We start from the raw sequence: 12991 nt of genomic DNA, 5'->3' as shown, positions 1-12991 counted from the left end.
ACAAACTCGCGCTAGCTTGAAGCGGGCAGATTTCCGATCTGCTCGACGAACCATTCGACGGCAGCCTGCACGTTTGGACGATGCAGAGGGTGACTCGTCTCAATCCAATCTATGTGGCCTGCGTTTTTGATGATCACCAGTTTCTTTGGCTCTGCGGCCCGTTGATAAAGGCTGTAAGCCTCGTCCACGGGATAATAGTCATCGTCCTCGCCATGCATCACAAGCAGCGGACGCGGCGCGATGAGGTGTGCCTCCCGTTCAGGCCTAAATTCATAAAGCGCCTCAGCTGATTCAAGGGTAAAGCGGTCCGGCAGGCCATGACCCAAACCCGTGGAGCGGTCGTCTTGCTCGCCAACCGCGTTGTTCAGAGCGTTGCGGAAGTCCTGATATTGCCCTACGTTAGGTGTCTTTCCGGGATGAGTGACGTCGACATATGAGATATAGTCAGACTTCCCTTCCAGAACGCGCTTTACACGGTCTGCAGCCAGTTGGTGCTTGCGCTGGAGCCATGAATCGTAGGGAACTCCAGCCCGAACAGTCCGTTCGCCATCGCCGAACCCATTTACGCAGGCAACTGCCTTAATACGAGGATCACGCGCAGCAACAGAGACAGCGATCCCGCCCCCCAAGCCCCATCCGACCAGTGCAAATCGCTCAGCATCAACCTCGGACTGCTGCTCAAGGAAGGTAAATGCGTTTACGACATCGCGAATTTCCTCTTCGGGAAACAAACGGCCGCGCTCACCGTCACTTGCACCGAGGTTGCGATAGTCGAAAGCAGCGCAAACGAAGCCTGCTTCGAGGAACAACGGCATCCAACGCGGCGGAATCCAGCCCTTAAGGCCAAGCCGACCAGACGCGACGATCACTGTTGGACGCTTCTCACCAGCCTTGTAGTCGGCAGGTAGATATAGCTCGCCGCGAAGTTTCACGCCCTCACTGAAAAACACAAATTCTCTTTTTGTCATAACTTTCCTCCCCTTGGATATCTGACGACAGAATTTCAGATTTGCCGCACGCTCCGCACACAAGCCAGAACTACAGAAGCATTTATTTAATCCATCGTATAATTAATTTACGGACCTGTCTACCGATGCTTCAAGAAAAACCTGGTTTCATTCCGCATGCTCGATTAGCGCTCGCCTATGTCGGCCCCTAGGCACGCACGCCTGGTTAAGACATCATCCCCTTCGTGATGAATTCCACCATCCTGTCGAGATGCTTTTGCGGCTCCACCTGCTCTTTTCGATCGGGAACAAGCTGACTCAACCTGTTGCTGTCGGATGAGACATATAGATAAGCACCGATCATCAGTGACATATCGAAATAGATCTGCTCTAAACTCCTTTGCGGTAGCAAAGTTGAAAACTCGGCAGCAAACGCGTGGGTTGATTCGTCGTATACGCGGCTGCGCAGTTCGTAAGACAGGCTCTCCGGCTCCATATGCAGTCGTGCATGCAACCTCAGAAATGCCCAACCTTGTTGGGTTTCTCTTAGGAGTAGCGGTGGAGTCAGGAATGCACGGACGAGGCTCTCAACGCTCAACGCCTTCTCGGCACGCAGCTTTTCGAGCGCCACCATGCGTTCGCCCGCCACTTGAGTGCCCTTGCGTATAAAAACCTCTCTGAATAGGTTCTCTTTCGAGGAAAAATAATAGCTTATGAGTGCCGTATTTACTTCCGCATCCACCGCCACTTGTCGCATCGACGTGCCAGCATAGCCAACTTCCGCGAAGTGACGCTCTCCTACGTCGAGGATTTTATCACGTAGATTAGTCTGCCCCTCTGGCCGACCAGGTCCATTGCGCTTTGTCGAACTCTTCCTCTTCGTTGTAATCTGCTTAAGTGGCTTTTCCATCTACCGTTAACCCTTGTTCGTTTGCCGGTCGGTTAATGATGGACATCTCCCATCATTCCAACCGTGAAGCGTCCTGTCCAACAGGTTTATCGGCGTAGGTTTCCAAACGCTAGTCGGGCACCGTAAATCCGCGGGGATCGTATTCGTACACCCAGTCAGCTTTTATCCCCGTGCTGCGCGGGTTGAATATGCTGCGGAGACGATAGCTCAAATCGCGCTTAATCTGCTGGCCGCGTGTTGGCAAATGGTAGGTCCGTCCACGCTCGCGTGCTGCGAGCTGGACCCTCGCAGTGCGCGGCCTTCTCTCCTCCTCATAGCTGGTCAGCGCAGCCGCAAGTCTGTTTGGTGCCAAAGTGAGAGCCTCGGAAAGCACAAGTGCGTCCTCGATCGCCATCGCCGCGCCTTGCGATAGAAACGGCAGCATTGGATGGGCTGCATCCCCCAGCAGGGTTATGTTTCCATCTGACCACGTGTCCATCGGATCGCGGTCAAACAATCCCCATCTGAACACCTCGTCTACCCTAGAGAAAAGTTGTTGAAGGTCCGGATGCCAGCCGCTGAAGGCGGCGAGGAGCTCGCTTTTGCTGGCCTTCGTTGACCAGCTTTCCTCCACCCAATCGCGCGCTTCACAAACAGCAACAATATTTACCGCCGTGCCACCTTTGACGTAGTAGGTTACAACGTGGGCGTTAGGCCCCATCCAGAAAGTTGATGCCGGCAAAACGTAGTCCACCAAACCGCCCGTCTCAACGAGCGCTCGATAGCACATGTGTCCAGTGAACTTAGGCGCCTCACTGCCGAATAGGCTATTGCGCACAACGGATCGCACACCATCCGCCCCCACGATCAGATCAGCTTCGAAAGTCGTGCCGTTGGAAAATATTGCTTTGGCGCCACGTCCGCTACTTTTTACGCTCTCGCAATTCATCCCAAAGTGGCAAATATCTGCGGGAAGCTCTGTGGCAAAAAGTGCGTGGAGGTCCGCTCGATGGATGTGGATGAACGGAGCATCGTAAAATTTCGTGAAATCCTCTCCCAAAGGTATTTGAAAGTTCTGTCGGCCAGTGCGCCAATTTTTCCCAACTATCGCTTTTGGATAAAAGCTCACAGCTTTCATCTTTTCGAACAGTCCCATCGCCTTTATCGCCTTGACAGCATTGGGGGTCATCTGGATACCGGCCCCGACCTCTCCAAACGCGGTTGCACGCTCGAAAATCTCAACGTGATGACCCTTCATCCGAAGAGAGTGCGCAAGCGCGACTCCGCCAATTCCCCCGCCGACAATGCCTACTCGCATGAAGGTTTCCTCACTTGCTACCGTTTATTTGCATGCATGGCCCCACACTCACATCAGTAAGTAAGATCCACCAAGCCGTTCTCTTTTAATTACCCGTGTGATTAATTTTGTCAATCCGGTTCTGAAAGGAATCGGACCCGTCAAATTTGCTGACCGATGACGCAGTTCGTTACTCTCGAATTAGCGGCCTCGGATCGAAAGTGCCGCCCCCCGGTTTCGCCTATGCGGCCTGAAGGCGCGCGATCTCATTCCACATTTTCATGGCTGCAGTTCTCAGTTCGAGGTGGTGTTCGGATGGAATATCGTGGTGGAAAAGGTTGGCGGCAGGGTCATGGATGGAGGCGAAACGCTGAGATGTCGGGTTAATTTGAAGCCTTACATTATCCTCTCCCGTCGTCGGACGGGTTGATGACAATACTCCGCCATATTGTTCAGGCCTTGTGAGAGCGATGCTCGATGCCTGGCATGATATCGCGCTTCGCCGCGCCGTGAGATCGCATCTTGTTGGTGATCATAACTCGAGGAAATAGCCCGTCTCCCTTCGGAAGCTTTCGCATCAGGCGTTTGGCGGCCTTTGTGTTGCGGCGGCTCTGAATTAGCACGTCGAGAACGATGCCCTCCTTACCAACAGCACGCCACAGCCAATGCTTCATCCCCCCAGTGGAGATGACAACCTCATCGAGATGACATTTGTCACCCATCAGTCGGGTGGATCGCCTGCGGATTTTGCCAGCAAAGGGCCGACCGAATTTGTCAACCCAAAGACGCACGGCGTGGTGCGAAAACGTGGACCCGCCTTGCCGACCGCCCGATCAACCGGATCGATGAACTCTTGCCGTGGAAGGTCCAAATTCCCGCAAAAATGGCCTGACCGAAGGCTTACTGCGGATCACCGGTTTCGCACCCTTGGTGCGCAGCATCGCCGCCATCGACCAAAGACAAACAGATCGCTTTTGGATAAGCCGTTCGCCCGGCCGGATACGGCCTCGTCCGCCGATCGTGCGAAAGGCTGGACCAAGACGTTCAGGCAGCAACAGGGTAACTTGTCGCGGTCATTCAGCTTATTCGCCAGGACAACTTCGGCCAGTCCAAGCGCTAGTACTTCGGCATCCGGGGCGAACTGCAGAGATCGCGTTAAAAAGTGCGCCACCGCGAAGAGGGCTGCTCGCCCGGACTGATTCGCAAAATCTGCTACATCGGCGACCACAGCAAGCCGATCATCCCCACGGAGGGAGAAGCTCGGCGAGCTCCCTGACGCAGGATGTCTTTATCGGGACGGAGCGGCGCGACAGCATTCGTGGCCAGAAAAAGCTTTCTGCCAGGGGCGGGATCGTCACCAGCTGCAGTCAGCAAAACGGCGTCTCGGATGGCGTCTTCCTGCTCGCCGCGCCCGACCATCCTGGCGGCGACGGCGGCCGATTTGAGAGCGAGGGATCGCGCCAGCAGCCAAACCATGGCGGCTCGGCGCGAATTAGATTATCGAGCGATTTCAAGGCGATACTGGCGGCAAAGACAGCGTCGGACTCGCTGATATCACAGCCGCGCGACAGCGCCCAGCCTGGCAGGCGGGGGGAGCAACTCGACGGTGGTTGGGTTGCGGGCGGGTACGAATCCTTACGACGAAGGATAAATCATGGGCATAGTTTATGCCACACACATCGCAACAAACCGCACCACTCGTCGTCATAAAAATACGTCCGGTAATCTTGCAATATCGGCTCAGTCAGATATTGCGAAATCATCTCCACGTAAGTTCATGGTTGTAGTTCGCTTGCGCTGCGCCATGACCGCGGCTACCTGCCATTATTATTGATAACTGCCTGAAAAAACAACATCTTGATCGACAAGTACGTTGAACTTGTACCCGGGCCTTATTTCAAGCGTCGGCTGAACATCCATGTTGCGCTGAATCGTGCGGTCCGCCACCTGGCCGAAGGTCTCTGCGAAATTTCGCCGCGTCGCATCCGAGGCCGTGTCCTGGGTCGCGAGCGTCGAGCTTTCCGGAACGGCCATGTCGATACCGGTCCCGATCAGGGCAATCAACACCGCCGAGCCGAACGTTTTCAGATAATGGTTGTTCACCTTGTCGCTGAAACCGCCATACCCTTGCGCATCCGTCCCCGACATGCCGCCGATCTGCAAAGTCGAACCGTTCGGGAAGACGATGTCGGTCCACACGACAAGAACGCGTTTCTGACCAAAAGACACCTTGCTGTCGTAACGACCGAAGAGCTTTGTTCCTTGCGGGATAAGCAGACGATGGCCTGTCGCGCTGTCGTAAACGTTCTGGGTTACTTGCGCGGTAATCCGGCCCGGCAGATCTGAATTGATTCCCGTAATCAGTGTTGCCGGAATGACCGAACCGCGCTTTAGCTCGAAGGGCGATTGTTGGGGCACGACACGGTTCGGCAGGTAGCCAAGCTCTTTCAGGTCGGCATTGAAGAAGTCTTCCTTGGCGCCCTGGGCATTGGGATCAACGTTTTGACCACCGAGCCTGGCGCGGAGCGCTGCTGCATAGAGATCGGGGGAGCTTCCGTTGTTTGTCGGAACTATCGCGGCTCTTGCAGCCGTGTCTGCGGTCGCATCATGGGTTTCAGCACCCCCGTCCAATTTTCCGCGATCGATGGCAAGCGGCGCATCATAGGCAGCGTTGTTTGCCTGCAGGCGGGCCATCCGCTGGCGCTGCTGCTCACGCAGAAGTTGTTCCTGTTGTTCTCGCTGAAGACGAGCCCGCCAGACCGCTTCCGCTTCGAGGTCCTGACCGCGCTGCTGCACCTCGCGCTGCCCTGGCTGCGGCGTGAAGGGATTGTTGTTCTTGTCTTCCGCCTGTTTCGTCTCGACCGGCGTCGGCTGAAAGATGGTCTGCTGCTGCGGCTCGCCGATAATACCATCGGTGACGCCGCGTTTGATCTGGTCGGCATAGGTTGAGGCCGGATTGCCCGAACTCGTCTCCGGGCCGGTGTCCTTGCCGAAGTACAGTCCGCGGGATGCAAGCCCGTAGAAGATGACGCCAAGGAACGCGAGCGCAAGAACGATGATGACGGCAATCGGCAGGCGGTTGATCCGCCGGATAGTGGATGGGCCCTGGCTGTTTGGGGCGCCGCCGAGATTGAGAGATTGCACCATATGATCCTCCCTCACCCGCGCCGCATGAGCGACAAGGCGCTCGCAGGCGTCGCGCCACTCGCCGTGACTGAATAGGCGCGGCCGAGCTCGACGCTATTTGTCGATAGACGGGCCAGCACCTGACCATCGACAGTCAAGATCACATAGGCGAGCGGGATGACCGTCGCGCCGCGATCCGTCTTCTGGTCGGTGACGACGGCATAGCCCCATCCCTTCAGCGCCGCTTCCATCGCCTGTCCGAAGGGCGAGGTATCAGTCTTGAGCGCAACGGTCGCTTTTCCCGGCCCGATCTGTTCGGCAAGGCGGCTCACCATATCGCCGGCGATCGCACTGGCGGCGGGACCCGAGATTTCTGGCGGCGCGTTGCTGGCGACCAGCCCTTCTGTTCCCGTCGACTGGCATCCGGAAAGAAGGATAGCGAAGGCGCAGGCTGCGGCAAGGTTGCGGATGGGTGGCAGGCCGCGCGAATGGGAAAGCACGATATGCATTACCTTCCTCCCCTTCTGATCATGATCTTCTCCTGTTTCCAGCCAACGCCAGAAACGAGCACAGCGCGATCGACATGGTAGTCAACGACCATCATGTCGCCCTTCATCCGGTAGTTGACGATCCGGTTCTGCCCGCCTGACGTGACGAACAAAACCGGCGCATCCTGGCCGGCGATCGAGCGTGGAAACTGGATGTAGGTTTTGAGCCCGTCGGAGTAGACCCGCGTAGGCCGCCAGCCGGCGTTGCCCGAGACCGAATAGGAAAAGTTCAGCTGCTCGGCGGGGACGCCTGCGCCTGGGATGGTGGTCGCCTCGATCCGGGCGTTGATGTCGGCCAGCTTCACCGAAACATCTTCAGGATATTCGAACCCGACACGCGCCATATACTGGGTCGAATGGGATTTGAGCTGGATGTGGTAGGTCCGCCTGGACGTCGTCACCACCATCGAGGTCACGAGACCCGGCTCCGACGGTTTGACGATCAGGTGAATCGCCTGACCGCCGGCAGCACCCGAAGTCGCAGGCTCCACCTTCCAGCGCACCGTGTCGCCGACCAAGACGTCGCGGACCACCTCGCCGCCCTGAAGCTCGATATCGCAAACCTGTAGCGGCGAGCAGACGACAGAGGGCTGGACCTCGCCGTAGAGGAAGATCACCTTGCCGTCGGCACCCTTGGTCACCAAGCCGCGCGACCCGCGCCACTGGGTCGAGATCCCCATGCCCTTTGCCTCGTTGGCTGTGACGCGATCGGCAGCATATGCATGCAGAGGAGCAACCACTGAAGACGCCAACAGTGCCGAGGCGAGCGCGCCCGTCAGCGTGGCCCGTGTTCTTGTGCGCGGGATGATCATGTTCGGGGCCATGCCTTTCAAAGCTGTGCTGTCCAGTCGAAGTCGCGGAGATAGAGACCGATGGGGTTCAAGCGAATGACGCCCTCGTCCTGCGGCGGCGTCAGGGTCACGGTTGCAATGCCGCGGAAACGGCGGACGGCCGTTTCCTTGCCGCGCCGGTCACGCTCGAATTCGGTCCAGTCCATCTGGTAGCTCTGGTTCGAGAGCGCGACGATGTTGTTCACCTCGATGGCCACCGTCGAGTTCTTCGCTTTCTCAAACGGTGAGTTCGAGCGAAACCACGCATTGACCTTCTCGGTTGCCGGATCGGATGTCCTCAGCAGCCCATAGGTTCTGTCGATGTACTGCTTCTGCACGATGGCGTCCGGAGTCACGCTTCGAAAGTTCGACACGAAGCTGCCGAGGGTCGCACGCACCACGCGCGGATCGGCATATTCGATCTGCTGCGGGAAGCCGGCATTGACGGCCGTGCCGAGCTTGTCGACCTCGACGATATAGGGAACGAGCTTGACCTGGGTGCTTTGGTAGAGCGCGTAGCCAAAGCCGATCACCGCCATGGTCATGCCGGCGATGCCGACGATGCGCCAGGCGGCGGCGGATCTGACATAGGAGCCATAGCGCTCGTTCCATTCGTTGCGGGCGGCGATATACGGATTGGCAAAATCGGGATTATCGAGCGGATTGTGTCCGGCCATGGCGGATCGTCCTCCAGGTTATTTGGTCTCGTTAAGGGGCGGCGGTGGAGGCGGCGATGCGGTCCGACCCGACTGCTGGTCGAGTTTCGCATTGGCAAGCCCGAGCAGCGAACCGGCATAGGCGCCGGGGGACCCGACCGCCTTGTCTTTCGCGGCTGAACCGACGGCACCTGCCGCACCACCGATGCCTGCCTCCATGCCGCGCATCGCGGCACTGCCAAGGGACGCTCCCCCTGACCGTGCCGCGCCTGCTGCCTGAAAACCTCTGCTGGCTGCTGCCGTCGCCAAAAAGCCGGCCCCCGCCGCAAAAGATGCGGCCTGGCCTCCATGGCGGATCGCTTCCATGCCACCGGACACGGAGGCACCCTGGACCAAGCCCTGCAGGATCGGGGGCACGTACATGGCGATGACGAAGACCACGACAGAGATGCCGGCGATCGCGAGCGTCGTGATGAACTGCTCGGAGGTGGCTGTCGGTGCCTCGGCCAAGCCCAGCAGGATGTCGGAGCCGATCTTGGCAATCATCACCAGCGCCATCAGCTTCATGCCGACCGAAAAGGCATAGACCAAGTATTTGACTGCGAAGTCTTTGGTATAGGACGTACCGCCCAAGCCGAGCATGATCATGCCGGCGAGCAGCCCGACATACATCTCCACCATGACCGAGACGAAGATGGCGGCAACGAGCGAGAAGCAGACGACGACTACGACCATGGCGAAGACGGCGGCGATCGCCAGAGAGTTATCTTCAAAGAGGCCAAATTTCGCTTGCTCAGACATCTTGGTCGCAACCCGAATGCCAGCGTCAAAGATATTGGCTGGAGAGGCCGACCCACCTCCGGCGCCGATCTGGTAAAGGCTGTCGACCACGGCTTTTGCGAAGGCGGGCCCTTGATCGAGGATGAAGGCGAAGAGCCCGATGAACATAATGCGTTTGACGAGCTCGGCAAACCAGCTGTCGAGCGAGGCAGCACTGATCGCCAGCCAGACTGCGGCGATGCCAACCTCGATGCCCGCCAGGATCCAGAACAGCGACCGCGCCGCATTCATGACCGTCGTCTCCCAGCCCTTGGCGGCCGCGACGACGGAGTTCTCCAAGGTCGTCAGCACTTGACCCTGCTGCGCCAAAGCCGGCGTGCTCGCGACCAGGACGAGGCCGATTGCGACGACGGCGCGCTCAATGCGCCGGGAGGGATGAACGATCACCATCTCGGCTTCATCTCCTGGCCGCCGCGAATGTCGCGCTCGACGTTGCCGCCAAAGAACTTCTCCCGGTGAGCCCGGCGGTCTGCGTCGGATGCAGCTTGCGGTGACGCTTCGCCCGCTCCGGACAGGGCTGCCGCAGGCGGCTGGACGATCCCCCTGGCAATCCCGACACCGGACGCGATGATCCCCACTATCGCGAGGATGAAGACAAGACGCGGGCTCACCAGCGGGGCTCCATCGTCTGCCCGCCGCGGATGTCGTGCTCGCTTCCGCTGAAAAATTGTTCACGGCGCGCCTGGGCGAGATCCTTTTGCGCCTGCTCCGACTGAAACCAAGTGCCCATCATCGTCATTTGCTGGGAAACGAGACCGCGCAGCTTTTGCATTTGCGCGACTTGCTGGGCGGCGATCTGGTGCCCGACCTGCAGCGCCTTCATCTGCCCGTCGGCCGTCTCCGACATGGAGCGCAGCGACGACATCGTGCTTTCCTCGCTCGAAAACTGGTCGGCCGTCAGGTTTGCGGCCTTCAGGGAACCGGCGATCGTGTCGCGGTTGGTGTCGGACCAGTTCTGATAGGTGGACGAGAAGCCTGCCCCGTCGGGCAGATTGCTCTTCATCTCGGCAAAGCTCTGAAAACGCTGCTTGAGCACGTCGTCGATATTGCCCATCGAGAAGGCGACGCCCTGCCCTTGCGCCACGACGTTCTGCAGGTTCTTCAGGTCATTTTCGACCTGACCCCAGATGTGGCTCGGCAATTGAGCCGTGTTCTGCAGCATGTTGTTGTAGATGTTGATCTGGTTCTGGATCTGCTCGGCAAGCTGCGAGATCTGGGTAATCTGGTTGTTCACCTGCTCGGCCGACTTGCCGACCAGGGAAATCAGTTCGGTATTGTTGGCAATCTGCGTCCATTCCGTGGCCTGACCCGTGACACCGCCCGCATAGGTCGGAATGGGTAAAGTGACCGGGATGACGATGGCCGCGATCATGACGGCGCGCGCCGCATCAGGCGGCCGGGAAGAGTGTTTCGGCATGGGCGATCCCCCTTTGCTGGAGCCAGTGGAGAGGCCATGCGGCCCCGTGTTCGGAATGAAGGGTTCGAATGCGCTTGAGGTCTTCCTTACCGGTCGCCCCGACAAACGAGAGCGCGACCGGACCGAGCGCCATATTGAAGAGCCTTCGGCCCTCCGGTGAGACGACGTAATATTCGCGCTTGGGAATGGCGGTTGCGACGATCTCGATCTGCCGTTCGTTGAAGCCAATGCGCTCATAGAACTCGCGCGTGCCCGGTTCGCGTGCCGCTCCGTTCGGCAGGCAGATTTTTGTCGGGCAGCTTTCCTTCAGTACATCGATGATGCCGGAGCGCTCCGCATCCGAGATCGACTGGGTGGCGAGCACAACGGCGCAGTTGGCCTTTCGCAGCACCTTCAGCCATTCGCGGATTTTGTCGCGGAAGACCGGATGACCGAGCATCAACCAGGCCTCGTCGAGGATGATCAGGCTGGGCGCACCGGTGAGGCGTTTCTCGATGCGCCGAAACAGGTAGGTGAGAACGGGGACGAGATTGCGTTCGCCCATGTTCATCAGTTCCTCGATCTCGAAGCACTGGAACGCGCCAAGCGCCAGGCCGTCCTGCTCGGCATCGAGCAACTGGCCCATCGGACCATCGACGGTGTAGTGATGCAGTGCGTCCTTAATCTCGCGCATCTGCACGCCGGAAACGAAGTCCGACAGCGAGCGGCCACGGGATTCCGCCATCAGGACCAACTGCCTGGAGATGGCGTTGCGATAGTCAGGGGTGATGGTCACACCTTGCAGCGCCACCAGCATCTCTATCCAATCGGAGGCCCAGGCACGGTCGCCGTCGGTCGACAGTTCGGCGAGCGGGCAAAAGGCAAGCGCCTTCACCTTACCACCAGCCGACGGGCCGATATCGCCGCCGATCTGGTAGTGATCGCCATCGAGGCCGAGCGTTAGCGGCAGCATCGAGCCGCCCTTGTCGAAGGCGAACACCTGGGCACTGGCATAACGCCGGAACTGCGCGGCAATCAGCGCCAGCAGCGTCGACTTGCCAGAGCCCGTTGGGCCGAAGATCAGCGTGTGTCCGACATCATCGACATGCAGGTTCAGCCGGAACGGCGTCGATCCGGAGGCCACCTGCATCAAGGGTGGCGAGGCCGGCGGATAGAATGGGCAAGGTGCTACTGGACTGCCCGACCAGACGGAATTGAGCGGAATAAGATCGGCGAGATTGCGGGTGTTGATCAGCGGCTCGCGGATATTGGCGTAAGAAACCCCGGGCAGGCTGCCGAGGAAAGCGTCCGTGGCATTCAACGTCTCGATGCGTGCGCCAAAACCTTCGGCCTGGATCAGGCGGCGGATAGCTTCGCACTTTTCCTGGAGGCGACCTGAGTCTTCTTCGAAGATGACGATGACCGGTGTGTAATAACCATAGGCGACGAGCTGCGAGGAAGCTTCGGCGATGGCGTCTTCGGTTTCGGCCACCATCATCATGGCGTCCTGATCGACCGAGCGGCTTTGTGTCTGGAAAAGCTGGTCGAAGAACGGCCGCACCTTCTGCTGCCACTTCTTGCGGGTACGCTCGAGCCGTGCCCGTGCTTCCTCCGCATCGAGGAAGACGAAACGGGAAGACCAGCGATAGGTGAGCGGCATGCGGTCGAGCGTGTTGAGTATCCCCGGCCAGCTCTCCGCTGGCAGACCGTCGATCGCCACCACACCGAGAAAGCGGTTTTCGATCATTGGGGTCAGGCCATGCTGCAACTCGGCCGTCACCAGCCAGTCGAGATACATGGGAATATCAGGCAAGCGCACCGGATGGTTTTCGCCGGTCACGCAGAAGCGAATGAACTGGAACAGCTCGTCGTAGCGCGCGACACGGAACCCACCGCGCTCCGACGTTTCCCGCGTCATCATCCGGCGGATGGACACGACATTGGCGAGATACTGCTCGACCTCCCGGATCGAGGTCAGGAAACTTGTCAGTGCCTTGTCGGCATAGGTGGCGGAGCGGCTTGCGGCATCCGAATAGATATAGCGCGTCAACCCCGAGCGCCGCGGCTCGGGCGGCCGCCACGTCAGGATCAGAGCGTGCCGGCTCTCGAAATGACCCCTTTCCGTCTGAAAATGCGCCCGTCGCTCATCGTCGATGGCCCGCGTGACGGGATCGGGAAAGTGAGATTCCCCCTCAGTCGGATAATCGGCGGTTGGCACCCTGATAGCCTCGACCTGGATCATCCATCCCGAGCCCAGCCGCGACAGGATCGCGTTGATCTGGCGCGACACCTCGTTACGCTCGGCGTCGGTCGAGCTCTCGCTATCCGGCCCGGCAAAATACCAGCCGGCCATCAGGGAGCCGTCTTTCAGCAGGATGATCCCATTATCGACGAGGCCGGCATAAGGCACCAAATCGGCGAATGACGGTCCGGAATGGCGGAATGATTTGAGCGCTACCATC

At 58.9% G+C, this 12991-nt stretch carries 12 protein-coding genes and 1 pseudogene; all 13 read right to left on the bottom strand.

What is annotated here, in order from left to right:
- Window positions 1-11: 11 nt before the first annotated feature.
- The 13 genes and pseudogenes from DXT96_RS20960 to DXT96_RS20895 all read right to left on the bottom strand — a co-directional run bounded on the left by DXT96_RS20960 (window position 12) and on the right by DXT96_RS20895 (window position 12990).
- Complete coding sequence (locus DXT96_RS20960) at window positions 12-968, bottom strand: alpha/beta hydrolase (RefSeq protein WP_153516303.1); 957 nt, start codon at window positions 966-968, stop codon at window positions 12-14.
- Between the two features lie 205 nt (window positions 969-1173).
- Window positions 1174-1857: a TetR/AcrR family transcriptional regulator gene (locus DXT96_RS20955; protein ID WP_153516302.1), complete on the bottom strand. Its 684-nt coding sequence runs from the start codon at window positions 1855-1857 to the stop codon at window positions 1174-1176.
- Between the two features lie 109 nt (window positions 1858-1966).
- A complete protein-coding gene (locus DXT96_RS20950) occupies window positions 1967-3154 on the bottom strand; it encodes an FAD-dependent monooxygenase (protein ID WP_153516301.1) in 1188 nt (395 codons plus the stop codon).
- A gap of 431 nt (window positions 3155-3585) precedes the next feature.
- The gene (locus DXT96_RS27425) at window positions 3586-3855 is read right to left on the bottom strand and encodes a DDE-type integrase/transposase/recombinase (protein WP_371418956.1); all 270 of its coding nucleotides are present in this window, start codon (window positions 3853-3855) and stop codon (window positions 3586-3588) included.
- 490 nt (window positions 3856-4345) lie between these two features.
- Window positions 4346-4686 (bottom strand): annotated as a pseudogene (locus DXT96_RS27225) (DUF1403 family protein).
- Window positions 4687-4960: 274 nt separating this feature from the next.
- Complete coding sequence (gene trbI, locus DXT96_RS20930) at window positions 4961-6280, bottom strand: IncP-type conjugal transfer protein TrbI (RefSeq protein ID WP_153516300.1); 1320 nt, start codon at window positions 6278-6280, stop codon at window positions 4961-4963.
- An 11-nt stretch (window positions 6281-6291) separates the two neighbouring features.
- Window positions 6292-6768: a conjugal transfer protein TrbH gene (gene trbH / locus DXT96_RS20925; RefSeq protein WP_153516299.1), complete on the bottom strand. Its 477-nt coding sequence runs from the start codon at window positions 6766-6768 to the stop codon at window positions 6292-6294.
- Complete coding sequence (gene trbG / locus DXT96_RS20920) at window positions 6768-7619, bottom strand: P-type conjugative transfer protein TrbG (RefSeq protein ID WP_153516389.1); 852 nt, start codon at window positions 7617-7619, stop codon at window positions 6768-6770. Before trbG ends, trbH begins: the two co-directional genes overlap by 1 nt.
- Before the next feature lie 17 nt (window positions 7620-7636).
- Complete coding sequence (locus DXT96_RS20915; RefSeq protein WP_153516298.1) at window positions 7637-8314, bottom strand: conjugal transfer protein TrbF; 678 nt, start codon at window positions 8312-8314, stop codon at window positions 7637-7639.
- Window positions 8315-8332: 18 nt separating this feature from the next.
- Complete coding sequence (trbL, locus tag DXT96_RS20910) at window positions 8333-9523, bottom strand: P-type conjugative transfer protein TrbL (protein ID WP_153516297.1); 1191 nt, start codon at window positions 9521-9523, stop codon at window positions 8333-8335.
- Window positions 9517-9744: an entry exclusion protein TrbK gene (gene trbK, locus DXT96_RS20905; RefSeq protein ID WP_371418955.1), complete on the bottom strand. Its 228-nt coding sequence runs from the start codon at window positions 9742-9744 to the stop codon at window positions 9517-9519. Before trbK ends, trbL begins: the two co-directional genes overlap by 7 nt.
- Window positions 9741-10550, bottom strand: coding sequence for a P-type conjugative transfer protein TrbJ (trbJ, locus tag DXT96_RS20900; protein ID WP_153516295.1), 810 nt, complete (start codon window positions 10548-10550; stop codon window positions 9741-9743). Before trbJ ends, trbK begins: the two co-directional genes overlap by 4 nt.
- A complete protein-coding gene (locus DXT96_RS20895) occupies window positions 10522-12990 on the bottom strand; it encodes a conjugal transfer protein TrbE (protein ID WP_153516294.1) in 2469 nt (822 codons plus the stop codon). Before DXT96_RS20895 ends, trbJ begins: the two co-directional genes overlap by 29 nt.
- Between the last annotated feature and the right edge of the window lies 1 nt (window position 12991).

This window comes from Agrobacterium sp. ICMP 6402, from assembly GCF_009498615.1.
GTDB lineage: Bacteria > Pseudomonadota > Alphaproteobacteria > Rhizobiales > Rhizobiaceae > Agrobacterium > Agrobacterium burrii.
The sequence above is the reverse complement of the archived record's forward strand: the minus strand, read 5'-3'. Positions and strand labels throughout refer to the sequence as shown.